The following is a 22,990-nucleotide window of genomic DNA, read 5'->3' as shown; positions in this document are numbered from 1 at the left end:
TCGCAAAAAAGCCGACTCAATGTAGAGCCGGCTTTTTTGCCGTTCAATCTGTAGGGATGTGGAGGTAGGCTTCGGGATGAAGCGTCCTAGCCAGTTTGGATAGTCCATCCAGCAATCTGGGGGACGGCCGGCAGAATAAGGGTTCTTCCATGATATGAATCGCATGGTTTTGGACGGCTTTCATTTCGGACCAGCCCTTCCGTTTCTTGATTAATTCAGGGTTGACCTTATGTAACGGGACGCCGACCCATGCTAAACAAATGTGGTCCGGGTCCTTTTCTAGGACTTCTTCCGATGGCACTTGAATGCTTGCCATGTGTACTTCTTCAAAGAGGTTATACCCTCCAGCCAGACGGCTGATTTCCGTTAACCAATTGACCCCGCCAGGTGAGAAAAGGGGATTGGGCCACCATTCCCAGTAGAGGGAAGGGGGATGGTCGATGCTGTCCGCTACCATCTTATATTGCCGGATGGTGGAACGGAATTTGTCCGCCTGCAACGCGGCCTTTTCCTGTACCTGAACGGCTTCCCCAAGGGTCAGTAAATCCTGGGCGATATCTTCAAGCGATTGCGGATTAAAGATGATATAAGGAATCTGTCGTTTTTTGAGTGCCTCGATGTTTTTTTCCATACCAGGTACGCTGAGGGAAGCAAGAACCAAATCAGGTTTTAATGATTCCACGAGATCGATGTTAATGGACAGATCCGGACCGACTTTAGGCAGATGCTGTATGGAGTCGGGCCAATCCGAATAGTCATCGATGGCAATCAACTGGTCTTCGATTCCGAGATATGTACAGAGTTCGGTATTACTTGGGCAAAGAGAGATTAATTTCATTTATAAGTCACCTACCCTTGAAAGATTAAAAAGTGAAGAACAAGTGCGATGAATACTCCAGTCAATGCTCCGAAAAAGACTTCAATCGGTTTATGGCCCAATAATTCCTTCAATTGCTGTTGCTTCTGCTTCTCCTCTTTCTTCTGCCAATTCTTCGCTTGTTCGACAAATAAATTGAAATCTGTGACAAGCTGATTCAGGACGGCAGCCTGTTCCCCTGCCTGCCTCCTAACACCCGTTGCATCAAACATCGTGATGATGGCAAAAAGTGTCGCAACGGCAAAGATGGGTGAGTCCATGCCCGTTTCAATCCCCACTGCTACGGTAAGTGCAGTCACGGCGGCCGAATGTGAACTTGGCATACCGCCCGTAGAGTTGATCAACGACCAATCCCATTTACGAAAGGCGATGAAATGAATCGGGACTTTAATGAATTGGGCAAAGAAGATGGCGATTAAAGCGGCAATTAAAGGGAAGTTTAAAAAAAATTCCAAAGGTTTCAGCCTTCTTTCCATTTATAAAGTAACGGTTAGCCGGAAAAATATTCATTCTTACTAATACTTTCCATCATATCCTCTTGATTCCCTGCTTATTGGAAATAAATATGATCTTTCTTATACTATTTCTCTAAAGGGCGGCTTTCTAAACTACTTCCTTACTAGGCAGGTGAAATAAAGCTAAGATTTAGAAAGAAGAGGCGATTCTTTAGAAGGTCTAGGTAGGTCGATAAAGAATATGAATAGTAATCATATGTTTTATAAGGAGGAGATAGTATTGTCTATTTCAAAAGACCCGGTTAGTTACATGGTTCGTCCTGGAAAACTGGAAGACTCCGAGGCGATTTTAGACATCCAGAAATCCGTTGTGTCAGAAGGTGAATTCCTAATCGCGTTATCCACAGAGTTCAATAAAACATCTTCCCAACAAAGCGAATGGGTTCAGAGCATATTGGATCATGAAAGAGAAACATTACTGGTAGCTGAAAGTGAGGGAGAAGTCGTTGGTTGGATAGTATTCGAAATGGCCAAAAATAGAATGCGATTGTCCCATACAGGCACCTTTGGCATGATGATAAGAAAGGGTTACAGAGAAATGGGGATTGGAAGTATGCTACTACAGGCATTATTGGATTGGGCGGAGAGCAATCCCTTCATCGAAAAAGTGAGTTTAGGCGTTTTCGCATCAAATCACGGTGCTATTTCTTTGTACAAGAAAATGGGGTTCATTGAAGAAGGTCGCAAGGTTAAAGAATTTAAAATGAGTGAAAATGAATATGTCGATGATATCCTGATGTACAAACTGGTTAAGTGAAATCGAATGGATCATCTCGTTTAAATGAATGAAGCGGGCATTTCAAATCCACTTTGTGCATTGAATTCGGAAATTTCGGGGAATTTGGTTATAATAGGAGTATTCGAATGGAGGCGTATCAGAATGTTTACAGTGAAACATACATTAAACTTAGATGTTACGGAAGAATGCCTGTTAATGGGTGTGTTTGATCGGCCGATTAAATTCACGGGGATTGGGCAGGAAGCGGATGAGAAATTATCGGGACATCTTACACAATTGGTGAAGGATGGTGATATCTCTTCCAAGAAGAAGTCCATCACTAAAATACATACTTTAGGAAAACTAGGCGTAAAGAGGCTGATTTTTGTCGGTCTAGGGAAAGAAAAAGAACTATCTTTCGAGACTTTAAGGGAAGCTTTAGGGAAGGCCCGCAAAGTGGTGGCTGAATCAAGGCTTACCACAATCAGCATCGCTTTGGACACCTTCACGACTGAACAGTTGGACGCACTGGATGCGGCGCATGCATTCTCCGAGGCATTTGAGCTGGCAGGCTATAAATTTGCCGGGTATAAACAGAAATCGAACCAGATAGAAAAAAGTTTGGAAGCCATCACGGTTTATAGTGAGTGCCAAACGGATGAAGTGGGAGCGGCCCTACATGTCGGCCGTGTGTTTGGGAAAGCGACGAATTCAGCGAGGACGCTAGTTAATACACCTGGGAACTTACTGACCTCCACGGATTTAGCGAACTATTCCATGGAATTGGGGGACCGGTATGGATTCGAGGTTGAAATCCTCGAGAAGGAAGACATGCTCAAGCTTGGAATGGGTGCTCTTCTAGCGGTCAATCAAGGATCGGTCGAACCACCGAAAATGATCACCCTCAAATATCAGGGAAAAGAAGAATGGACGGATGTAATCGGGTTGGTCGGAAAAGGAATTACCTTCGATACAGGAGGTTACTCATTAAAAACAAAGGCTGGAATCGTTGGAATGAAAACGGATATGGGCGGTGCAGCGGCCGTCTTGGGTGCGATGGAAATCATCGGGGAATTGGGCCCGGATCAAAATGTCGTTGCCGTCATTCCTTCTACCGATAACATGATCAGTGGAAATGCATTTAAACCGGATGATGTGATTACCGCCATGAGTGGTAAAACCATCGAGGTGCTGAATACGGATGCCGAGGGACGGCTTGTATTGGCGGATGCCGTGACATATGCGAAACACCATGGTGCGGAATACCTTGTTGATGTTGCCACCTTAACGGGTGGTGTTATAACGGCCTTGGGCAATGATATGACAGGTGCCATGACCAATAACGTGGAATTCTATGAACAAGTTCAAAAGGCCTCTGAGGAAGCCGGTGAGCCAATGTGGCGCCTGCCGATTACCGAAAAGGATAAAGAGCGTGTGCGTAATAGTAAGATTGCGGATTTGAATAATTCGCCGGGAGGAGCCGGGCATGCCATCATGGGTGGTGCCTTTGTCGGTGAATTTGCCGAATCGACCCCATGGGTCCATCTCGATATTGCGGGAACATCCACGACAGCGAGCGCAAATGAACTGGGTACGGCCGGGGCGACTGGAGTCATGACCCGTACCCTTGCCCTTCTTGTGGAAACATTCAATCCGGGCAAGAACTAGGATCGATGCCGAAGCCGGAAAGAGGCTTCGGTTTTTTCATATGTTGCTCCACTTCAAACTGATGATGACATGGCAATTTATCTCTCCTTTTTTCGGATAAAAATCAAAACGGATGCCATCGGGATTGTACTTGATATCTGGTTCGTTTTTAATACCTGTCTTTTTGATCATGTCGGTGACGGCAGCCGTTTTCGATTCTTGGGCGGCGGACATGAGCCGTGTCGAAAATGGTTTGGACGAGGCAATCATATCCACTACTTTTTTTGCATCATCCATTAACGATTGCGAAGATTTAGCCGATTGAATCAAGAGGTCGGGGTTTCCGGCGGAGAAAGGGCGAAGCAGCGGATCTACCTGATTGCGATAAGGCATTCCCCAATCACGGTTTCTCTGGAAAAAATCTTGGTCGAAAAAAAAATAAGGGATATCAGCCAAAGGTTTGCCTCCCTTTCCTATGTCTTTCCATAGACAGGTTTATTATATAGGTTAAAATATGAGTGGATGTAGAAGATTATGATAGTGTTTTAGAAAGCCGTTTTTCTTACTTGGAAAATAGAAAGAAGTGTACACTATTATTTGTAAAAATCCTCACTTGGTAGTATACTTAAAATACTTGCTTACCTTAAGTAAGTAGCGAGACCGTACTATATAAAACTAAAAAATAGGTGATTTTACTATGAAAATAACAAAGCAAATAAAAGACCTTTTAATAGATAAAATGAACATCCTGAAAACACCGGGTAAAGATGATCTATGCCTGGTCGGTCCCGTGAATCTCCCTGTTAAGCAAGGTGACTTTTCGGCTGTCTTCCAATGGTACACCTGGCTTCAGCTTGATGGCGAGGATAATGTTGAAGAAGCAGTGCTCGAATCGCTTTCGACTGCCAACTTGGCTTTTGGCCAGCAATCTTCGGTATTGGTGTATGGTGATTTCGAGAAAGCGGAGGATGCACTCGTCCGTATGCACAGTATCTGCCATACGGGGGATATATTCGGCAGTCAACGTTGTGATTGCGGATACCAGCTTCACCAATCGATGAGGATGATTGCCGACGCCGGAACCGGCGCCATTTTTTACCTTGCGGATCATGAGGGAAGAGGTATTGGCTTATTTACAAAATCATTGGCTTACTTGCTTCAGCAAGAAGGATTTGACACCGTTGAAGCGAACCATGCTTTGGGATTCGAAGATGATACAAGATCTTATGAAGGAGCGATCACGGTGTTGAAAGCTCTGCGTCATAAACCCGTAACGCTGATTACGAATAATCCTAAAAAGCTGGCAGCGCTTAAGGAGCATGGCTTGACGGCGAAGAATCATATCCCGCTTTGGGGTGGTTTGACTGAAACGAATAGTTTCTATCTGGATACAAAAATCAAGAAATCCGGGCATATCCCACTAGAGGATCCCACTGTAATTGTGTGAAGGGGAGCTGTGATGATGAATAATGATCAATATTACATGAAACTGGCTTTGGACCTAGCGGGCAGTGCTAAAGGGAAGACGAACCCGAACCCCATCGTCGGGGCTGTTATTGTGAAAGACGGCGTGATTGCCGGAACAGGGATTCACCGCAAAGCCGGTGAACCGCATGCCGAGGTCCATGCATTCAAAATGGCGGGAGAGTATGCCAAAGGTGGAACTTTATATGTGACGCTTGAACCTTGTTCCCATTATGGGAAAACACCACCATGTGCGAACTTGGTGAAGGAATCGGGAATTAAACGGGTCGTAGTGGCCATGGAAGATCCCAACCCGGAAGTTGCAGGGAGAGGAATCGCGCTTCTTAAAGAGGCAGGCATTGAAGTGGAAGTGGGCATTTTGGAAAAAGAAGCACGAAGGCTGAATGAACGCTTTATCCATAATATGACGACAGGGCGGCCTTTTGTCCTGTCCAAATTTGCGATGACGCTCGATGGGAAGCTGGCGACCCACACTGGACATTCGAAATGGATTACAGGGGAAGAATCCCGTCACTCGGTCCACTTGCTACGTAATGAGGTCGATGCAATTTTAGTCGGCATCGGAACGGTCCTGGCCGATAATCCATCCTTGACGACCCGGCTTCCTGAAGGCGGGGGAAAAAATCCGGTCCGCATCATTTTGGATAGTGAACTCCGCGTACCTCTAGATTCCCATGTCTTACAGGTAGAAGAAGCGAGAACGGTCATTGTCACGCATGAAAATGCCTCGTTGGAAAAAATCGCCTCCCTAAGCGAAAGAGGAGTCGAATTCATCATGGTCCCCAAAACAGAAGCAGGGTTGGATTTGGAGATCCTGATGGCCGAACTATATAAAAAGGGGATAACGGATGTCTTGCTTGAAGGCGGAAGCGAGGTAAATGCTTCATTCTTAAGGGCAGGACTCATCGATAAATATCTAATCTATGTAGCTCCTAAACTATTGGGTGGAAGAAACTCACTTACTCCTTTTTCAGGGGACGATGTAGATCAAATGGATGAAGCCTTGGATGTTTCCATCTCTCATGTTGATACGTTTGGGGAAGACATCCGCATAACGGCTTATCCAAAATAAAATAGACAACAGGTGAGAAGCATGATGGGTAAAACGGATGTTTGCATTGTTGGTTCAGGACCTGGAGGGGCGCTTTTAGCCTATTTATTGGCCAAACAGAACATTTCGGTCATCCTCCTTGAGCGAAATCAGGCAGTCGCACAGGAATTTCGAGGGGAATTCTTAAACGATGAAGGGGAGAGCATCCTTAAAAAGCTTGGCTTATTTGCGAAAGTGGAGAATCTGGGCCTGCTTAGAATGGAACAGATTGAATATTGGCAGGAGGGGCGACTGGTAAAAGAGATTTATCCGGACGCCCATCAAGATAATCTGGGCATTCATGTTCCGCAGAAGCATCTGTTGAAGGTGATCTTGGATGAAGCTGAAAAGTTAGATTCCTTCCACTTGATGCTGAACACGAGGGTGACAGATCTCGTCCAGGACAAAGAGGGGCGGTTCTGTGGAGTGAAAGCCGTTAAGGATGGGAGTGAATTCACCATTCAAAGCCGATTGATTGTCGGGGCGGATGGAAGGTTTTCAACGGTCCGGAAAAAAGCGAAAATCCCGGTTGAGGTCAAGAACCACGGCTATGATTTACTCTGGGCTAAAATACCGGCCCCTTACGGATGGAAGCCATCGATCAAGAATGCATTGGTCAATGGTTCCCAGTTGGCACTCTTCACTCAGGCGGGGGGTTTCATCCAAATCGGATGGAATATAGAACATGGTTCGTTCCCTCAGCTTCGGAAACAGCCTTTTGAACCTTTTATTGAAAAGTTGATCATGAATTTCCCAGAGTTACGGAGTGTGGTCCGTGAAAATATCCAATCCTGGCAGGACTTCATTTTATTGGACGTTCATAGTTGCTCATGTGAAACGTGGACCAAAGATGGTGTTCTGCTAGTGGGGGACGCGGCCCATACCATGACCCCCACTGGTGCTTTCGGACTCAATTGTGCCCTTGGGGACGCTGAGCTAGTGGCCCAACAAATTTATGAACACATCCTTCTGGGAGATAGCGGATTAACGGGACTCAAAAGGGCGGAGCCAAAAAGAAGAGCTTATATTGAAAAGCTACAGGCCTTGCAGGTGGACATGGAGAAATCTTTTGAATCCTTGTTTACCGCGTATGTTTAAATGGAGAGTGAAGAAGATGAGATTCGGTTTTGATATAGATGATACTTTGATTAATTTAAGGGAATATGCATTCCAGTTATATAATGAAAAGCTCAATAAAAATGTAGAGTTAACAAAATTCAAAGCCTTGAAAACCTTGGAGATTCATGAATTGTTCGAGATGAGTAAAGAAGAAGGCGGGAAAATGTGGAATAGCCTTGCCGAAGAAATCTATTATTCCTCGTGCCCGGCGTTTGAGGGGGCAGTGGAAGCATTACAGGCCCTTGAAAACGAAGGACATGAAATCTTTTATATTACGGCAAGAAAAGCCGAGCATGGTGAACGGACGAAACAATGGATGATCGAGAATGGATTCCCTGTAAAGGACGACCATTTTTATTGCGGCATGAAAGACCATGAAAAAATTGAAACGATCAAGAAATTGGAGCTGGACTATTATTTCGATGATAAACCGGCCGTTTTGGAAACGTTGGTGGGCATTCAAACGAAGGTATATGCCATCGATAATTCCTATAACCGTGAGATAGAATCCATCCCTAGACTGACAAACTGGTCGGAGCTGAAGCAGGTTATATCCAAGTAAGACAGGCATGCATATGAGATGGAGGATGACTGGAAGGTACCCGGATCATCCTCTTTTTTTCATCAATAATGAATGGTTATTCATTTATATCTGTTATAACTCACCCAGACAAGGTAGAATGGTTTTAATGATAGAATTCTAAAATGAAAGGGATGGGTCAAGATGGATATCAATGTGGAAGGTTCGTTGATTGGCGCACTTGGGATAGAAATGAAGGAATTGAGTAATGGGAAAGTCATTGCGACCATGCCCGTCGACGAACGGACAAAACAGCCATTTGGTCTATTGCATGGAGGCGCATCGGTTGCCCTGGCCGAGTCGGTTGCGAGCATCGGTGGTTTCCAGCTGGTCGACGGCACGAAACAAGCGGTCGTCGGGCTTGAAATCAACGCAAATCATGTAAGGGGTGTCCGTTCGGGCCTTGTCACTGCAGAAGGGAACATCCTTCATCATGGGAGAACGACCATGATTTGGGATGTGAAGATCCGGGATGAAGAAGGAAACCTGGTCTGCGTTTCCAGATGTACGCTGGCAGTCATCGACCTGCCAAAGTGAGAGTGAACAAAAAGGAGCTGCCGTTGGGTAAAACGGCAGCTCCTTTTTTTGCTTCATCGGCTTTTCTTCAAATCATCCTGGACACTTTGATCCCACATTTTAACGCCAGAATGGTAGGCGGAGCGGTTGATCAAATGTCCGGCTACTGGACTGGTCATGAAGATGAAGATGATGGCTAGTACGACACGGAAATCGAAATGACTGTGCTTGTAATAAAAGTATAAGAGTGTCCCAATCAGGATGAACATGATCCCGAGGGTGGAACTTTTGGATACGGCATGATTTCGTGTATAAACATCAGGCAACCGGATAATGCCGAAGGCGGATACCAAGAATAGAAAGACACCGATCAAAATAAAGCCTGCAGAAAGAATTTCAGCGATTTCGGTCATTTTCGATGATCTCCCCTTTCTCAAGGAACTTGGCGAAAGCGACCGTTCCGATAAATGACAGGATGCCGAGCAACAGGATGGCTTCTAAATAAGCATTCGTATCCATGACGATGGATGCGAGCGCCACGAGAGCGATGAGGTTGATGCCCATCGCATCCAGGGCAATGACCCGGTCAGGCACAGAAGGTCCTTTAATTAACCGGTATAGAAACCCGAGCATGGATAGTGAGACACCGAGCAAAGCGATTTTAAGTAAAAGATCGAACATTATTTGCTCACCTCCATGATTGCTTTTTCAAATGTGTATTTAATGCTGTCGACGGCTTCTTCTTTATCAGCGATATCCATCGCGTGGATATAAAGGATGCGATTGTCTTCCGAAACCTCCACAACCAGGGTGCCTGGGGTCAGCGTGATTAAATTGGATAGGACGGTAATCTCCCAATCCTTCGTAAGCACGGTCTCGTATGCGAAGATACCCGGTTTCATATCGAGCCTTGGCTTAAGTATGACCTTAAGTACGCTAATATTGGATAACAGGAGCTCCCTGGCGAAAATGAAGAACAGCCGGATGACGGCATACACTCGGTTAAGATAAAAACGGCTGGTGAAAAAATGACGGAAGATAAACAGGATGCCAAGTCCTAAAACATAGCCAATGATGAAGGTGCTTCCGTTGAATTCATTTTTCAAAAACATCCAGATGATAGCCAGGAATACATTCAGTAAAATTTGAAAGGACATCAGGCATTACTCCTTTAAAACCGCATCGATATAAATATCGGGATTCATTAATGTGTCAACGGCTTGTGAAATATAGGGGTAAACCGCTTCTGTTCCCACTCCGTATAAGACGGAAATGGCGACAAGCAGGACCGCAGGGACAAGCATTTTGTTGACCGTTGCCTTACCTAGGGTATACGCGACTTTCGGGGTTCCCCAAAAACCGTGTATGAAAATTTTCATCACAGAATATAAGACCATCAAACTTGATAGCAAGACCATTGCCAAGCCAATATAGGCTCCTTTGTCGGCTGCCCCTTGAAGGATCATCAGCTTGCCGGCAAATCCGCTGAATGGAGGGATTCCGGCCAGTGATATGGCTGCGATGAAGAAGGTCCAGGCAAGGCCAGGATATTGCTTGATCAATCCGCCCATATTCCGTAAATCATCAGAGCCACTGATCTTAATCATGATGCCCACCAATAAAAACAGTGCGGCTTTGATCAACATGTCATGAATGATGTATAAGATCGATCCGGATAAGGCTGGTTCATTCATCAACGAAATTCCGAAGATGATGACGCCGACGGCAATGATGATATTATAAATGATGATTTTTTTAACATCCCAATAGGCGATTGCACCGATGACTCCCATGATGATGGTTAAAATCGCCAGGACTTGGAGAAACATATGGGTGAAATCTTGGTCATGATGAAACATGAGTGTATAGGTCCTGAAAATGGAATAGACCCCGACTTTGGTCAGCAAGGCTCCAAATAAGGCCATCACGGGGATAGGAGGTGCATAGTAAGAACCCGGAAGCCACTGGAATAGCGGAAAAATGGCTCCCTTCAAGCCAAAGACGATCAAGAAGCCGATCGCGATGACCGATAGGATGGCAGGTTGTCCTGCCTCTGCTATCCGCTGACTCAGGTGTGCCATATTCAACGTGCCGAGCACCGAATACAGATAAGCGACCATGATGACGAAAAAGGAGGAAGAAAGAACATTGACGATGATGTACTTCAATGATTCCCTCAGCTGAATTTTCGTTCCTCCCAAGACAAGGAGTACGTAGGAGGCCATCAGCATGACTTCAAAAAAGACGAATAGGTTGAACAGGTCACCGGTAAGGAATGCCCCATTCACGCCAATCAGTAAAAATTGAAAGACAGGATAGTAATAATGGGCCTCACGTTCTTTCCCTATGGAGTAAAACGAGTAAACCAGTATCGCCAATCCAATGATATTCGTGGTCAGAACGAGTAAGGAGGCAAGCATGTCAGCGACAATCACAATACCGAAAGGCGCATCCCAGCTGCCGACTCCCAGTGTCAAGATCCCTTCATTATGAACGGAAAGGACCAAATAGATAGCAATCCCGATTCCGATGAGGGATGAAATGAAAGAAATCCCTCGTTGAAGCTTGATTTTTTTTGAAAAGAAAATAAGGATGATGCCTGTAAAAAGCGGTAATAAAACAGGCAAGAATGGTAGATTAATCATTTGTGTCGGTACCTCTCATTTCTTCCATATCGTCCGTCCCCAGTTCCTGGTAGGTCCGGTAGGCAAGTACTAATAAAAAGGAAGTGACACCGAAGCTGATGACGATCGCCGTTAAGATGAGAGCTTGTGGAAGCGGGTCAACATAAGACGTCGCCACATCCCCAAGCAATGGGACGGAACCTCCTTTTAAACCACCCATCGTTAAAATCAAAAGATGGGCCCCATGACTAAGCAACCCTGTACCGATGATGATCCGCAAAATGCTCTTGGATAGCATCAAGTAGGTTGCACACATAAATAGAATTCCTATGACAATGGCCATTAAAAGTTCCATTATTCACTCTCCCCAATCGTTTGAATAATGGTCATCGTTACACCAACAACCACGAGGTAAACGCCTAAATCAAAAAGTACCGCTGTATGAAGCGAGATGTGACCAAGGATGGGAAAATCGATATAACGGTACACATGAGTCATGAGCGGAACCCCGAACAGGAGCGAACCGGCTACAGTCAGGGCAGAGATGAATAAACCTGCACCTATCATCAGTTTATAGTCAATCGGCAAGATCTCCGCGACGGTTTTAATGTCATAGGCGAGTAAAAGAAGGACAATCGCCGCTGATGTCATCAATCCGCCGACAAACCCGCCCCCCGGTGAGTAGTGGCCGCCTAAAAAGATGGAAACGGAAAAAAGTAGGATGACAAAGGCCGCAACCTTTGTCACCGTTTGAAGAATCAAGTCATTTTGTTTCATGATTTATCTTTCCTCCCAGTCAGTCGCAATTTAATCATCGCGAAGATCCCGAGTGCTGCGATGGAAAGAACACTTATTTCAAACATCGTATCAAGTCCGCGGAAGTCAACGAGAATGACATTGACCACGTTTTTTCCTCCTGCTTCCTTATACGCATTTTCAAGGTAATAACTTGAAATGGAAGCAAATAGCTTATTGCTATGCGCTGATAAAGCAATCAATGTGACGATCACGCCAACGCCAATTGAAATCAAGGCATTATTCAACCTGAATGTCATCCGCTCTTCCTTCCTGCTTGCAAGTAATGGTAAATGGAAGAAACAGAGCAGGAAAAGCGCGACGGAGATGGTTTCAATGACAAGTTGCGTCAATGCCAAATCCGGTGCTCTAAGCAAGACGAAAAATAGGGAAATGGTATAGCCGACCGCCCCTAAGAGGATGATCGATGTTAAACGGGATTTCGCAAATAGAATGGCAATCGATCCAATCACGATGATAGCCGCCAAAACGACTTCATAGACGCCGAATGGGGCAAAGTTTCCTGTATCGAGTACAAAGGCATCTTTCCAGTAAAGGGAAAAGCCTAAGGAAAGGATGAAGAAAAGGAAAATCGAGAGCAGATAGTTTCGAATCGACCCTGTCATGAGAAACTTCATGATGGTAGATGCCGAGCGTTCCATCCCCTTTAATCCATGATCATAAAGGGAGTTCAATGAAAAACGGTCTGGCACTATCCGATAGATGCCGTTCCATTTGGATAACGTTTTGTATAAAATGATCCCTACCACAATGATTCCGATCGTCATCCATACTTCCGGCTGGAAACCATGCCAGAATGCGATATGAACATGATAATCCGGGTCTACCAAGCTTGGCTGTATACTCGCCACAGCCGGCACGATGATTGACGAAGATAGTAGATTAGGGAAAATCCCGAATACAAGGACCAAAGACGCAAGGATAATCGGTGAAATCAACATGCCAATCGGTGCTTCATGCGGTTTCTTATCCAAATGTCGAAGTTTCCCTGTAAAAGGCTTAAGAACGACAATCATGCTGTAAATGAAAGTGAAAACACTAGCAACCCAAGCCACTACCGGGAATAACACTCCCCATGTCTCCATATTGAATATATCCAGTTCCAATACATTCACCATGGCAGCCAGGAACATTTCCTTACTTAAGAACCCATTGAACGGAGGGAGCCCGGCCATGGAAAAGGCACCGATGATGGCCACCGTAAAGGTGATGGGCATCAGCTGCATCAAGCCACTAAGCTTGCGGATGTCCCTTGTACCGGTTTCGTGGTCAATAATACCTGCCACCATGAATAGACTTCCTTTGAAGGTTGCATGGTTAATCAAGTGGAAGACGGCGGCCACTGTTGCGGCCAGGTATATATTGTCTCCCAGCGTGTCATAGTGAAGGGCAGCGGCTCCGATTCCCAATAGAGACATGATCAAACCAAGCTGACTGACGGTGGAAAAGGCAAGAATCCCCTTTAAGTCCGTTTGTTTCACAGCTGAGAATGAACCCCAGAATAAGGTGACCAACCCGGCAATCGAAACGAGCCAGAACCAGACACCGGATTCCGCAAACACCGGGCTTAGACGGGCAACCAGATAAATGCCAGCCTTGACCATTGTCGCGGAATGGAGATAGGCACTGACTGGTGTCGGTGCTTCCATGGCATCAGGTAGCCAGATGTGAAATGGGAACTGTGCCGATTTAGTGAAGGCACCCAGTAAAATGAGTAGAAGAGCAGGGATGAAAAGCGGATGATCCAACAGTTCGCCGCTTTGAGCTATCAGTTCCCTTATGCTGTAGGTGTTTCCCATGATGGAAAGGAGCACGATTCCCCCAAGCATGCTTAATCCGCCAAAGACGGTGATCAGCAGGGATTTCTGAGCTCCATAACGTGAGCGTTCCCTTTCGTTCCAATACCCAATGAGTAAAAAGGATGACAAACTTGTAAATTCCCAAAATGAATAGAGAACGATTAAATTGTCGGAAAGGACCACACCAAGCATGGCGCCCATGAATAGTAAGAGAAAGACATAAAACTGGTTCAGTTTTTCTTTTTCTTTTGATAGATAAAAGATGGAATACAAAATAACGAGTGAACCAATCCCCGTTATGAGCAGAGCGAACAAAAGACCTAGCCCGTCTACATAAAAGTCAATATGTATTCCTAGTGAAGGAATCCAAGTAGCCCGTTCAGTAATGGACTCCCCTTGTTTGGTTGAAGAAATGAATCGGGAAAAATAGCTAAATAGAAGAACGGGTAGAATCAGTACAAACCAGCCAGTATGTATTCGACGTAAATACTTGTATAAAAACGGTATTAAGATGGCCAAAAGAAATGGTGATAATACCGCCCAATGAAGCAAAGACATAAACTCCCCCCTTATAAACGAAGTCATCGCCTTATTATGCATTTTTTTACACAATCCTAGACGGTAAAGTATCTTCGTTGAATGTGTTTTTTTTATATGTGTTACGTGTCATTCCTAAAAGTATAACCCAATTTTTGAGGGTTTGCATGACATAAGGAGCGAGGAATACTGATTGATATCGAGTTTTATATATAGGTAGAAAAGGAGCGTGAAACGGCTCAAAAAATATTTTCAGAGGGGTGCAAAGAGGGGAATATATGTAAAAATCCATTGTGAAATCCTTTTATATCTTGCATAATAATAGGATAAAAGATACATGGATGGAGAAAAAATGAAAAACACGTATTTACTTAGTTATTTCCCGATCATTGCGATACTACTGTTTAGTCTGTCCTTTGCGATTTATGGGGAAATGCAGGTGCTTATCTTATTCGGGAATTTAGGAATCTATCAAGGGATGTTGGAGTTCTTTTCCGAGACAGGAATTAAGCTTGCCTTGATGATTGTGTTGTTGTTGGTCATGTTCATGGTGTTTGCAGCGCTGAAGTTAATCTCGGACACGGTCATTGAGCTTTCCCTTCTATTCTTTTCCAAAGATTCGGATGGGAAAGCATTGACGAGCATCAGGATGGGGTCGGTCATTTATGTGATCGGCGGAGCTTGTTCATTGTTCAGCGTCCAATTCCTCCCGGGGCTCATTTCCATCTTCCTTATCACGAATGTCGTGGCCCTGATTTACTTTGTGTTTAAGTTAAGCTCCAGTGTGAATGTATCTGGGCTGGTCGGACTCATCTTCTTTCCCATCTTCGTATGGACCGCGTTAGTCGCCATCGTCGCTTATTCAGGATTGAAGTTGTATAACAGCGTGATTGCCAGCCTACCGATATAGCGAATACTCATCCATATACGGAGAAAAGAGCTGCCGGGAACATCCGGCAGCTCTTTTCTCATCGTGTACTTGGTTCCTTATATCAGTGCGTTGATCTTGTTTTGTATGGAAGTGGCATTCGTTGTGAACAAGATATACGTATCAGATACAGTATGAAGCACGATACGATCCGTTGTAGCATATGGCGTGCCAATTCTAATCGCACGTTTATCTTCACCCGCATATGTATCATCTTGAGTCACCTTTATGATTTCGGAAATGGGTATTTCTATTGTGGATAGTTGCCATTTAATGAGTAAATGATCCTGTGATTTTTCAATTGCGATTCCTAGCATCATAATCCCTCCGTCGTCTTATCATGACTTGCTTTTACCATTCAGCGGCTTGGCTGATTGCCTTCCATATCTCTATCTGGGGCTGTCGCGAATAGACGGCTTGCAGGTTGGCTGGCTTATCTTTCCCAACCCAGACGCCGGTTGTATAGTTTCCTGTCAGGCCGACGAACCAAATGTCTTTGGCATCATTGGTTGTGCCTGTTTTTCCCCCGATATATTCAGACGGAAAATAGGCTGAGCGTGCCGTCCCATTTGTGGTGACTTCGTGAAGAAGCTGCCGCATTTTGCTGACGGTGTCTTTATTCCACACCTTTTTCGATTGATTTTTCCATTTATAAAGAACGTTTCCTTCTTGGTCTGTGACCTTCGTGATTGCCCGTGCAGGCTGGTAGCGGCCATCATTGAATGAGGTAAAGGCATTGGTCATTTCAAGAGGGCTCATCCCGTATTCAAAACCGCCGATGGCCGAACTGATGTGGTGATCTTGGATGGACACCTTTTTGAATTGAAAGGCATTAAGATAGCTGAAGCTCTTTTCTATGCCGGTCTTTTCAAAAAGCCTGATGGCCGGCGTATTATAGGATTGTGCAAAAGCATTCCTTATAGTGACCATGCCGTAGCTCGCCCCATTGTAATTTTGTGGACAGTAGCTGTTGCTACAATAGTTTGCCCCGCTAACAAGCTGATTGATATCCGCTCCCGTTTCTTCTATATAAGGTGCATAATCCAGAAGAGGCTTTATGGTCGAACCAGGTTGCCTGTAACTTTGGTATGCCCGGTTGAAAGAATTTTTTTTATAATCCTTTCCCCCAATCAAAGAGACAAGCTGGTGCGTATGATGCTGTATAACCACTGATGCACCTTCGATATCATTGAATCCGATTTTCGATTGCATGGCCGACTTGGCCTGGGTCTGTAGATTGATATCGAGTGCCGTGTGAATGGTTACGCCAGATTTCAGAAGCTTTGTGACCTGTTCATTCAGTTTGGCTTCCGCTTGATTGCGTGTGACTTCATCCGAGCTTTTCAATGGTTTTGTCAGACCTTCCGCCGAAGCGACCAGGTTTTTCAACTCTTGATGGACATATGTCACATAATCAGGGTATAAATCGATGTTGGTGGACAAGTCCAACCTGATTTCCTTTTTAATGAGTTTATCGAATTCCTTCTGCTCCAGTTTACCTTGGACAACCATTTGTTTTAGTATCCGCTCTTGACGCTTTTTCGTGTTATCAAAGTGTTTAAGAGGGTTATAGAGTTCGGGATTATTAGGAATGGCTGCAAGAAAGGCCACTTCGGCCTTTGATAGATCCTTGATCGATTGGCTGAAGTAGAGTTGGGAAGCCGCCTCGATTCCGTAAGCCCCGTTGTTGAAGTAAATGGCATTCATATAGAGCTCGATGATTTCGGACTTGGACCGTTTCCGTTCTAGCTGGTAGGCGTAAAAGAGTTCACTTAGCTTTCGGTTATACGTCTTGTCATGGGTAAGGAAAACATTCCTGGCCAATTGCTGGGTGATGGTACTCCCGCCTTGTTTGATTGCACTCTTCTGTGAATTGACAAGCAAGGCCCTACTGATCGCGGTTATATCAATTCCCCTATGCTCATAAAATTTTTGATCTTCCGTGACAATGAACAGGTCTTCTAGAAACACGGGGATATCGTCAAGCTTCAAATAGATCCGGTTTTCTCCATTGGGAATTTCACTAATCACTTTCCCATTTGCGGCCGTCATGTAACTGGTCTGAGCCAGGTCAATCTGATCGAAGGGGATGCGTTCATCCAAGACATGATGGGGAGTTTCAGCTAAAGACCACTCCTGATAGGAAAGAAAGATGAAGATGGATAAGACAGGAACTAAGAAGAAAATCGTGATATAGCCAAGGTACGCGCGCATAGTTCAACTTCCTAACTAATATATTTTTAGTAACTTAATGGAAAAGATGTGGGTAAAAAAGAGTGGTCCTTTCGCTCCGTTTCATCCATCATAATCCAATTAAGGAAGATGATAAAGGGTTTCTTCTGAAGTTGCTTAACGCAATGGAGAAAAACTGGCTGGGTGAATGGCTCTGGCTTAATGAAAATCAAATAAAAACTTATTTCAATCTTCTGTTATAATATTCTTACGGAAAAAATAACCAAATTTAGTCGGTGGAAAGATGTCATGAATAAGGAGGGTTCGGAAAATGGTTGGACAACAGCAGTATGTATTCATTGATTTTGAATTTACAATGCCCGAAGGAAAGGCAAATCCAGTTGGTTTCTACCCGGAAATCATTGAGGTCGGTTTAATCGCAGTCGTAAACGATACAGTCCAAGAACAGTTTTCTTCCTACGTTAATCCGTCAAGGTTTCCAGAATTGACGAATCGATGCAAGAAATTCCTGAATATCACCCAAAACCAGGTGGATCGTGGAATTTCATTTGAAGAATTGGTTTCCTTTTTAGCAAAATTGGATGAGAAGCATCCAACGACCATCGTCACCTGGGGTAACATGGATATGAAGGTGCTTCGTCAGAACTGTCAAAAAGCAGGTCTGAATTTCCCTTTCACGGGGAAACAGAGCGATCTTTGCCTGGAATACAAGCGTTTCTTCGGAGATCAAAATCAAACGGGATTATGGAAAGCCGTACAGGCCTATGGAAAAGAGGGGACAGGTAAGCATCATAGGGCCCTTGATGATGCCATTACCACGTATAATATCTTTAAACTGGTGGAGAAAGACAAAAGTTATATGAAAAATCACGAACCGACGACAATCGGTGACCGCATCGATTTATCCAAAGTATTGAATCATTTAGCGTTATAAAAGCCAAATCAATTTCTATTGATTTGGCTTTTATTATATGTTATTTAAAATAATCCGCTGCTAGGTCTTCAAGCAGCTCCAAACTTTTGTTGTTCCATTCTGTTTGGCTTTCGGTTAAAGTGAGGGCCATCTTCTCAACAGATACCCGTAAGGATTCCTTATAATCTGGAATGTCCCCATCGTATACCCTCACCATATTCATCGGGACATTGGTTTGTTCCCGGAATGCCAGGGCACGTCGTTGATGAAACATGGATACTTCCGTTTGCTTCGGATTATGAAGGTCTCCCTGCATAGGATGCTTCATGACTGCCAATACTTTTACAAGATATGCAGAAGGACGGATATCGGTGATTTCCCCGATATATTTCCCTGTTTTATAAATGGCGGTTACCTTATCGCCAACCTTGAATTCATGCTCGGACATTCCTTCATCCACCTTTCTTGTTCACTCCCTACATGATACATAAGTACGATGATTTTATACAATGAATTTGTTTACTGTATCAAAGATGCATTTTTTTCCGAAGTCGTGTAAAGTGTAGAAATGAAGGTTAAAGAATGGAGATATGAGCCATTTATTTAAAAACGAAAGAGGTAATGAACCATGACAACATTTCCACAATTAACAACCGAAATAGCGGAAAATGAAAAAGCGGTGATCATGCAGACGACGCTTGGTGATATTAAAATCAAGCTGTTTCCCAAGCATGCTCCTAAAACAGTAGAAAACTTCTTAACACACGCTGAGAATGGATATTACGATGGAATCATCTTCCACCGTGTCATAAAGGATTTCATGCTACAAGGTGGAGATCCGACAGGTACAGGAATGGGTGGGGAAAGCATCTGGGGCACGAATTTTGAAGATGAATTCTCCATGGAACTGTTCAATCTGCGCGGAGCCCTTTCCATGGCGAATGCAGGTCCAGGAACGAACGGAAGCCAATTCTTCATCGTTCAGGCACAGCATGTAGACAGCAGAATGGGTGAACAAATGAAGCAAGCCGGATATCCGAAAGAAATCATCAGTGCTTATATGGAAAATGGCGGAACACCATGGTTAGACCACAAACATTCCGTATTCGGCCAAGTTATCGAGGGCATGGATGTTGTCGATACGATCGCCAATGTAGAGACGGTTGCGGGAGACAAGCCAGCTGTGGATGTAGTCATTAAAGGCATTACGATTTTATAAACGAAGGTACGTGAAGCGGGGGGCATAGGGCCTCTCGCTTTTTTAATTTCTAAGGGAGGAACTTGACTAGTGGATTGATTCAATAATTGTTATAATGAGGAAAAAGATTATTTTTCAGGAAGGATGAAATAGATGGACGTTCTATACTCCGCACTATTAGGTATGTTTCTTTATTTTCCGGAAGACAAAAGTGAATATATTCCCGCAGGCATTACCTGTGTCATCTTTTTGATTGCAGCTGGGTTTACGATGAGGGCCATCATCAGATACTCGAAGAAAGAAGAATTGAAGACGAAGAAGTTCGAGGAGGAAGTGACGAAAAGAAACCGGCATCTACAAGATGATTCCCTTTCTTGAACGGCTTTGTGCTTCTGACTACCTTGTTTTAGCAAAACAGGAAAACATGGAACAAATAAACTAGTTCCCATTTTGGCATAAGCATTTTATACTATAAGCTATAGAGAGAGAGTTTTGGGGGCGGAAAGTGTTATGCAAATCATAGCGAAGAGAATGATTGCGACAGATACGGTCAAGAGCTTCTTCATGGAACATTGGGAGACGACTCAAGTCGTCTTTTCAATCGGCATGTTCCATTATGCGGAACTCGATGGATTTGCGGTAATGGATGGGGATGAGAAAATCACGGGGATGGTCACGTATAAAGTGCTGAATCAACAATGTGAAATCATTTCCCTGAACAGTGAGCATGAGAATCAGGGCGTGGGCTCATCCTTACTTTATGTGATTGAGAATATCGCCAAGGAAAAGAATTGCCACTCCATTAAAGCCATTACCACGAATGATAATTTACAGGCTTTGAAGTTCTTTCAAAAACGTGGGTATGTCATTTCCGAGATTGTGAGGAATGCCGTGGAAGAATCAAGAAAGACAAAACCGGAAATCCCGTTTTACAGCTCCGATGGCATTCCAATACGGGATGAAATCATTCTCGAAAAACTAGTTTAAATAGGAGGAATGGATATGTTTAAGAAAATGGCAGCAGATGCTCTGGGTCTCAGTGATATAGGAAGTGTGATTAAGCCTGCTGATTATGATAAGGTCGATGCTGATGATTACATCATGCATGAAGATGACGAGAAAATTTATTTCTTGATTAAATCGAAAACGGATGAATATTGCTTCACGAACCAAGCGTTCATCCATCTCGACGGAACAAGTGCCATCAGCAAGAAACGGATGCTGACCAGATATAGCTATAGCCAGTATGAGTTTTCGCATGTGACATTAGAAACCGCTGGTACCGTCGATTTAGATGCTGAGATTAAATTCTCGATCGGTGCTAAAACCTTCTCGATTGACGTGCATAAGAAATTCATCGAGGAATTGAAGGATCTATTTAAATCACTCGTTAAAATTTCGGAAATTTGCCATGAGAATGCCTATGCCCTTCAATTTGCGCAACAAAGCGTAAATTTGGCCTCATCGACATTGAATCAAGTCCGTACAGATGGCAGCCAAATGGTGTCCAGCTTTAAGGATATCAATGCCGCTGCGTTTGACTGGTTGATGGATAGCCGCAAGAAGTACCATGTGAAAGATTTCGGGTATGTGTTCGAAAAATATATCAATAATTAATATCCACAATCCATACAAAAGCGGACACAGCGATGTGTCCGCTTTTTCGTTTAGTTATTGAGGTCATTCAAACCTGGAGCATGTTCACTAGGCATGTCCGGCATCTCTGGAACTGGAAATCCTTTAGGTGGTTCCATGACAGAAAGATTGCCGCCATTACGGCTTGGTGTCTCCCCTTGGAATACTTCGCCGATCTGGGTTTGGTCAAGCCTGAAGTTGAATTGGGCATTATGGTAGCCCAAATCTACATATTTCCGGCATTCGGGATATTTATTCAGGTCATAATTTGGGACAGGGAAGATTTTACCCCAATCCACTCCCAGTGTTTCTAAAGCCTTTGCAAACGCATTTTGATGGGCGTTGTCACGTACCATGAGGAACGCAATGGTTTCACGCAAGGTTTTATTGGAGCTCATTTCATAAATTCTCGATTTTTGGAGTACCCCCGTCGATTCAAGCATCACATTGTTTAAAAGGTTGGCAATTAAGTTTCCATGATCGTATACCCATGACCCATTCCAAGGGTTACCTCCCGCGTCTACGGGAAGGGAAGCTTTGGCACCGATGATAAAATGGTGGGGGTTCGCACCAGACTGAATCACTTCCTCAAGTGGTGCACCATTCGGACCTGAATTTCCCGGCAGGTTCCCACCTGCTTCATTAAGTAACTGATTGATTGTGGTCTGAACAAGCTCCACATGGCTCAGTTCCTCAAGGAACACCCCTCGGATTAAATCCCGATATTTTTTTTCCTTGCCGCGGAAGTTGGCGCTTTGAAACGAAAACTGCATCAATGTACGCATTTCTCCGAATTGGCCACCGAGCGCTTCTTGAAGAACTTTTGCAGCATTGGGATCGGGTTTGTCCGGTACGATCATATTAATTAGATCCTCTTTATAAAAATACAATGAGATAGCCTCCTTTAAGATTTGGTATCATTAGTTAGTTTTTGCAGGATTGTTCAATTTATTCTCGAGGGAAAAAATACCTTTATGGAATGCGCCAAAGAGAGAAATACTAGGGAAAGGTTGATTATGAAAGGGTGTTGCATATGCTATCCAATCAGCAACTAAATAGCTTCCAACAGCAACTTCAGCAAACGAAGCACCGGTTGGGAGAGCAATTAGAGGAATCTTACGCACTTGGCTTAAGAAAGAACGTACGAAATTGGACAGGGGAACTATCCGTGTATGATAACCATCCGGCGGATCAAGGAACGGAATTATTCGAACGCGAAAAAGATTTGGCACTTGGGGAGCATTATCGTGATGAAATCAGGGATATCGATCGAGCGCTTAAGGCCATTGATGAAGGGAATTATGGAAAATGCGAGGTTTGTTCGAAGGAGATTCCGCTTGAAAGGCTGAATATTGTCCCGACCACGACTTTTTGTGTGGAGCATAGCCCATCTCAAGAGACTTCCCATAATCGTCCGGTCGAAGAGGAGGTGCTTGGTCCAAGCTTCGCCACATATGATTGCGATGGGACGAGCTCTGTCGGATATGATGCGGAAGATAGCTGGCAAGACGTAGCTAGATATGGTACATCGGAGACGCCTTCCGACTTTGCCTATCCACCAAGTGATTATGAGGATACGTATATCGATTCGTCTGAAAATGTAGGATTCGTCGAGAACTATGAGAATATAGCCGGTGTGGATCTATATGGGGAAAACTTAACGGTTTATCATAACGTCCAATACCAGGAAATAGAAGATGATTTAATAGAAGAGGATACTCAGACTCCCTTTGGAGATTTGCCGCGTTATGAAAAAGATCCGTATGTCGAGGAAGAAAACCAATAGCCAAAAGCAAAGAA

At 44.2% G+C, this 22,990-nt stretch carries 28 protein-coding genes; 14 read left to right on the top strand and 14 right to left on the bottom strand.

What is annotated here, in order from left to right:
* Positions 1-43 precede the first annotated feature (43 nt).
* Both ACQKIC_RS12735 and ACQKIC_RS12730 read right to left on the bottom strand, forming a co-directional pair.
* Positions 44-838, bottom strand: coding sequence for a cobalamin-binding protein (locus ACQKIC_RS12735; RefSeq protein ID WP_427591394.1), 795 nt, complete (start codon positions 836-838; stop codon positions 44-46).
* Positions 839-849: 11 nt separating this feature from the next.
* Entirely contained in the window at positions 850-1,332 is a 483-nt protein-coding gene (locus ACQKIC_RS12730; protein ID WP_402871041.1) for a divergent PAP2 family protein, read from the bottom strand.
* Positions 1,333-1,612: 280 nt separating this feature from the next.
* On the opposite strand from ACQKIC_RS12730, the gene ACQKIC_RS12725 reads away from it, so the two are divergent.
* Positions 1,613-2,149 (top strand): GNAT family N-acetyltransferase, encoded by a 537-nt coding sequence (locus ACQKIC_RS12725; protein WP_402989993.1) that lies wholly within the window; start codon positions 1,613-1,615, stop codon positions 2,147-2,149.
* Positions 2,150-2,272: 123 nt separating this feature from the next.
* Positions 2,273-3,778, top strand: a complete 1,506-nt coding sequence (locus ACQKIC_RS12720) for a leucyl aminopeptidase (protein WP_427591393.1) — start codon at positions 2,273-2,275, stop codon at positions 3,776-3,778.
* Between the two features lie 36 nt (positions 3,779-3,814).
* Here ACQKIC_RS12720 and ACQKIC_RS12715 read toward each other — a convergent pair whose 3' ends face one another.
* On the bottom strand, positions 3,815-4,213 hold the full coding sequence (locus ACQKIC_RS12715; RefSeq protein ID WP_402871049.1) for a hypothetical protein: 399 nt from the start codon (positions 4,211-4,213) through the stop codon (positions 3,815-3,817).
* Positions 4,214-4,454: 241 nt separating this feature from the next.
* Between ACQKIC_RS12715 and ACQKIC_RS12710 the strand changes: the two genes are divergently transcribed.
* The 5 genes from ACQKIC_RS12710 to ACQKIC_RS12690 all read left to right on the top strand — a co-directional run bounded on the left by ACQKIC_RS12710 (position 4,455) and on the right by ACQKIC_RS12690 (position 8,568).
* The gene (locus ACQKIC_RS12710) at positions 4,455-5,204 is read left to right on the top strand and encodes a GTP cyclohydrolase II (RefSeq protein WP_402954312.1); all 750 of its coding nucleotides are present in this window, start codon (positions 4,455-4,457) and stop codon (positions 5,202-5,204) included.
* 15 nt (positions 5,205-5,219) lie between these two features.
* Positions 5,220-6,314 carry a bifunctional diaminohydroxyphosphoribosylaminopyrimidine deaminase/5-amino-6-(5-phosphoribosylamino)uracil reductase RibD gene (gene ribD, locus ACQKIC_RS12705; protein WP_402989990.1) on the top strand — a complete coding sequence of 365 codons (1,095 nt, stop codon included), beginning with the start codon at positions 5,220-5,222 and terminating at the stop codon, positions 6,312-6,314.
* Positions 6,315-6,335: 21 nt separating this feature from the next.
* On the top strand, positions 6,336-7,430 hold the full coding sequence (locus ACQKIC_RS12700) for an FAD-dependent monooxygenase (protein ID WP_402989987.1): 1,095 nt from the start codon (positions 6,336-6,338) through the stop codon (positions 7,428-7,430).
* Between the two features lie 16 nt (positions 7,431-7,446).
* Positions 7,447-8,013, top strand: coding sequence for a 5' nucleotidase, NT5C type (locus tag ACQKIC_RS12695; RefSeq protein ID WP_402954306.1), 567 nt, complete (start codon positions 7,447-7,449; stop codon positions 8,011-8,013).
* Positions 8,014-8,175: 162 nt separating this feature from the next.
* Positions 8,176-8,568, top strand: coding sequence for a hotdog fold thioesterase (locus tag ACQKIC_RS12690; protein WP_402871057.1), 393 nt, complete (start codon positions 8,176-8,178; stop codon positions 8,566-8,568).
* A gap of 53 nt (positions 8,569-8,621) precedes the next feature.
* On the opposite strand, the gene mnhG is transcribed toward ACQKIC_RS12690, so the two are convergent.
* The 7 genes from mnhG to ACQKIC_RS12655 are packed head-to-tail and all read right to left on the bottom strand — an operon-like array spanning position 8,622 to position 14,344.
* Positions 8,622-8,960: a monovalent cation/H(+) antiporter subunit G gene (mnhG, locus tag ACQKIC_RS12685; RefSeq protein WP_402954303.1), complete on the bottom strand. Its 339-nt coding sequence runs from the start codon at positions 8,958-8,960 to the stop codon at positions 8,622-8,624.
* Complete coding sequence (locus tag ACQKIC_RS12680; RefSeq protein ID WP_402871344.1) at positions 8,944-9,180, bottom strand: Na(+)/H(+) antiporter subunit F1; 237 nt, start codon at positions 9,178-9,180, stop codon at positions 8,944-8,946. Before ACQKIC_RS12680 ends, mnhG begins: the two co-directional genes overlap by 17 nt.
* 47 nt (positions 9,181-9,227) lie before the next feature.
* The gene (locus ACQKIC_RS12675) at positions 9,228-9,704 is read right to left on the bottom strand and encodes a Na+/H+ antiporter subunit E (RefSeq protein WP_402871061.1); all 477 of its coding nucleotides are present in this window, start codon (positions 9,702-9,704) and stop codon (positions 9,228-9,230) included.
* Between the two features lie 6 nt (positions 9,705-9,710).
* Positions 9,711-11,192 (bottom strand): Na+/H+ antiporter subunit D, encoded by a 1,482-nt coding sequence (locus tag ACQKIC_RS12670; RefSeq protein WP_427591392.1) that lies wholly within the window; start codon positions 11,190-11,192, stop codon positions 9,711-9,713.
* The gene (locus tag ACQKIC_RS12665) at positions 11,185-11,526 is read right to left on the bottom strand and encodes a Na(+)/H(+) antiporter subunit C (RefSeq protein ID WP_402871066.1); all 342 of its coding nucleotides are present in this window, start codon (positions 11,524-11,526) and stop codon (positions 11,185-11,187) included. Before ACQKIC_RS12665 ends, ACQKIC_RS12670 begins: the two co-directional genes overlap by 8 nt.
* The gene (locus ACQKIC_RS12660; RefSeq protein WP_402871069.1) at positions 11,526-11,948 is read right to left on the bottom strand and encodes a Na(+)/H(+) antiporter subunit B; all 423 of its coding nucleotides are present in this window, start codon (positions 11,946-11,948) and stop codon (positions 11,526-11,528) included. The genes ACQKIC_RS12665 and ACQKIC_RS12660 overlap by 1 nt, the downstream gene beginning before the upstream one ends.
* Positions 11,945-14,344, bottom strand: a complete 2,400-nt coding sequence (locus ACQKIC_RS12655; RefSeq protein ID WP_427591391.1) for a Na+/H+ antiporter subunit A — start codon at positions 14,342-14,344, stop codon at positions 11,945-11,947. The genes ACQKIC_RS12660 and ACQKIC_RS12655 overlap by 4 nt, the downstream gene beginning before the upstream one ends.
* A 316-nt stretch (positions 14,345-14,660) precedes the next feature.
* Between ACQKIC_RS12655 and ACQKIC_RS12650 the strand changes: the two genes are divergently transcribed.
* Positions 14,661-15,233: a DUF5366 family protein gene (locus tag ACQKIC_RS12650; RefSeq protein ID WP_402871073.1), complete on the top strand. Its 573-nt coding sequence runs from the start codon at positions 14,661-14,663 to the stop codon at positions 15,231-15,233.
* 77 nt (positions 15,234-15,310) lie between these two features.
* Here ACQKIC_RS12650 and ACQKIC_RS12645 read toward each other — a convergent pair whose 3' ends face one another.
* Entirely contained in the window at positions 15,311-15,568 is a 258-nt protein-coding gene (locus ACQKIC_RS12645) for a hypothetical protein (protein WP_402989979.1), read from the bottom strand.
* A gap of 34 nt (positions 15,569-15,602) precedes the next feature.
* Positions 15,603-17,465: a transglycosylase domain-containing protein gene (locus ACQKIC_RS12640; protein ID WP_403125149.1), complete on the bottom strand. Its 1,863-nt coding sequence runs from the start codon at positions 17,463-17,465 to the stop codon at positions 15,603-15,605.
* Positions 17,466-17,754: 289 nt separating this feature from the next.
* On the opposite strand from ACQKIC_RS12640, the gene kapD reads away from it, so the two are divergent.
* Positions 17,755-18,378 (top strand): 3'-5' exonuclease KapD, encoded by a 624-nt coding sequence (gene kapD / locus ACQKIC_RS12635; protein WP_427591390.1) that lies wholly within the window; start codon positions 17,755-17,757, stop codon positions 18,376-18,378.
* A gap of 40 nt (positions 18,379-18,418) precedes the next feature.
* Here kapD and ACQKIC_RS12630 read toward each other — a convergent pair whose 3' ends face one another.
* Positions 18,419-18,805, bottom strand: a complete 387-nt coding sequence (locus ACQKIC_RS12630; RefSeq protein ID WP_407408505.1) for a kinase-associated lipoprotein B — start codon at positions 18,803-18,805, stop codon at positions 18,419-18,421.
* Positions 18,806-18,985: 180 nt separating this feature from the next.
* Between ACQKIC_RS12630 and ACQKIC_RS12625 the strand changes: the two genes are divergently transcribed.
* From ACQKIC_RS12625 to ACQKIC_RS12610, 4 genes are all read left to right on the top strand, one after another.
* Entirely contained in the window at positions 18,986-19,576 is a 591-nt protein-coding gene (locus ACQKIC_RS12625; protein ID WP_427591389.1) for a peptidylprolyl isomerase, read from the top strand.
* Between the two features lie 132 nt (positions 19,577-19,708).
* Positions 19,709-19,933, top strand: coding sequence for a hypothetical protein (locus ACQKIC_RS12620; protein ID WP_402871085.1), 225 nt, complete (start codon positions 19,709-19,711; stop codon positions 19,931-19,933).
* 132 nt (positions 19,934-20,065) lie between these two features.
* On the top strand, positions 20,066-20,542 hold the full coding sequence (locus ACQKIC_RS12615; protein WP_402871088.1) for a GNAT family N-acetyltransferase: 477 nt from the start codon (positions 20,066-20,068) through the stop codon (positions 20,540-20,542).
* A gap of 15 nt (positions 20,543-20,557) precedes the next feature.
* The gene (locus tag ACQKIC_RS12610; RefSeq protein ID WP_402954285.1) at positions 20,558-21,172 is read left to right on the top strand and encodes a PH domain-containing protein; all 615 of its coding nucleotides are present in this window, start codon (positions 20,558-20,560) and stop codon (positions 21,170-21,172) included.
* A 50-nt stretch (positions 21,173-21,222) separates the two neighbouring features.
* Here the strand turns inward: ACQKIC_RS12610 and ACQKIC_RS12605 are convergent, their stop codons facing one another.
* On the bottom strand, positions 21,223-22,080 hold the full coding sequence (locus ACQKIC_RS12605) for a manganese catalase family protein (protein WP_427591388.1): 858 nt from the start codon (positions 22,078-22,080) through the stop codon (positions 21,223-21,225).
* A 143-nt stretch (positions 22,081-22,223) separates the two neighbouring features.
* Here ACQKIC_RS12605 and ACQKIC_RS12600 point away from each other — a divergent pair, with 143 nt between their 5' ends.
* Positions 22,224-22,976 carry a TraR/DksA C4-type zinc finger protein gene (locus ACQKIC_RS12600; protein ID WP_402989960.1) on the top strand — a complete coding sequence of 251 codons (753 nt, stop codon included), beginning with the start codon at positions 22,224-22,226 and terminating at the stop codon, positions 22,974-22,976.
* Positions 22,977-22,990 lie beyond the last annotated feature (14 nt).

Origin of the sequence: Peribacillus sp. NPDC046944 (genome assembly GCF_050272735.1) — a bacterium.
Taxonomy (GTDB): domain Bacteria; phylum Bacillota; class Bacilli; order Bacillales; family DSM-1321; genus Peribacillus.
Note: the sequence above shows the minus strand (reverse complement) of the source record. Positions and strands in the feature narration are given on the sequence as shown.

Coding starts and splice junctions, on each gene's coding strand:
- ACQKIC_RS12735 (WP_427591394.1), bottom strand. CDS start 838: ATGAAATTAATCTCTCTTTGCCCAAGTAATACCGAACTCTGTACATAT.
- ACQKIC_RS12720 (WP_427591393.1), top strand. CDS start 2,273: ATGTTTACAGTGAAACATACATTAAACTTAGATGTTACGGAAGAATGC.
- ACQKIC_RS12710 (WP_402954312.1), top strand. CDS start 4,455: ATGAAAATAACAAAGCAAATAAAAGACCTTTTAATAGATAAAATGAAC.
- ribD (WP_402989990.1), top strand. CDS start 5,220: ATGAATAATGATCAATATTACATGAAACTGGCTTTGGACCTAGCGGGC.
- ACQKIC_RS12700 (WP_402989987.1), top strand. CDS start 6,336: ATGATGGGTAAAACGGATGTTTGCATTGTTGGTTCAGGACCTGGAGGG.
- ACQKIC_RS12695 (WP_402954306.1), top strand. CDS start 7,447: ATGAGATTCGGTTTTGATATAGATGATACTTTGATTAATTTAAGGGAA.
- ACQKIC_RS12690 (WP_402871057.1), top strand. CDS start 8,176: ATGGATATCAATGTGGAAGGTTCGTTGATTGGCGCACTTGGGATAGAA.
- mnhG (WP_402954303.1), bottom strand. CDS start 8,960: ATGACCGAAATCGCTGAAATTCTTTCTGCAGGCTTTATTTTGATCGGT.
- ACQKIC_RS12680 (WP_402871344.1), bottom strand. CDS start 9,180: ATGCTCGGGTTTCTATACCGGTTAATTAAAGGACCTTCTGTGCCTGAC.
- ACQKIC_RS12675 (WP_402871061.1), bottom strand. CDS start 9,704: ATGTCCTTTCAAATTTTACTGAATGTATTCCTGGCTATCATCTGGATG.
- ACQKIC_RS12670 (WP_427591392.1), bottom strand. CDS start 11,192: ATGATTAATCTACCATTCTTGCCTGTTTTATTACCGCTTTTTACAGGC.
- ACQKIC_RS12665 (WP_402871066.1), bottom strand. CDS start 11,526: ATGGAACTTTTAATGGCCATTGTCATAGGAATTCTATTTATGTGTGCA.
- ACQKIC_RS12660 (WP_402871069.1), bottom strand. CDS start 11,948: ATGAAACAAAATGACTTGATTCTTCAAACGGTGACAAAGGTTGCGGCC.
- ACQKIC_RS12655 (WP_427591391.1), bottom strand. CDS start 14,344: ATGTCTTTGCTTCATTGGGCGGTATTATCACCATTTCTTTTGGCCATC.
- ACQKIC_RS12650 (WP_402871073.1), top strand. CDS start 14,661: ATGGATGGAGAAAAAATGAAAAACACGTATTTACTTAGTTATTTCCCG.
- ACQKIC_RS12645 (WP_402989979.1), bottom strand. CDS start 15,568: ATGCTAGGAATCGCAATTGAAAAATCACAGGATCATTTACTCATTAAA.
- ACQKIC_RS12640 (WP_403125149.1), bottom strand. CDS start 17,465: ATGCGCGCGTACCTTGGCTATATCACGATTTTCTTCTTAGTTCCTGTC.
- kapD (WP_427591390.1), top strand. CDS start 17,755: ATGGTTGGACAACAGCAGTATGTATTCATTGATTTTGAATTTACAATG.
- ACQKIC_RS12630 (WP_407408505.1), bottom strand. CDS start 18,805: ATGTCCGAGCATGAATTCAAGGTTGGCGATAAGGTAACCGCCATTTAT.
- ACQKIC_RS12625 (WP_427591389.1), top strand. CDS start 18,986: ATGACAACATTTCCACAATTAACAACCGAAATAGCGGAAAATGAAAAA.
- ACQKIC_RS12620 (WP_402871085.1), top strand. CDS start 19,709: ATGGACGTTCTATACTCCGCACTATTAGGTATGTTTCTTTATTTTCCG.
- ACQKIC_RS12615 (WP_402871088.1), top strand. CDS start 20,066: ATGCAAATCATAGCGAAGAGAATGATTGCGACAGATACGGTCAAGAGC.
- ACQKIC_RS12610 (WP_402954285.1), top strand. CDS start 20,558: ATGTTTAAGAAAATGGCAGCAGATGCTCTGGGTCTCAGTGATATAGGA.
- ACQKIC_RS12600 (WP_402989960.1), top strand. CDS start 22,224: ATGCTATCCAATCAGCAACTAAATAGCTTCCAACAGCAACTTCAGCAA.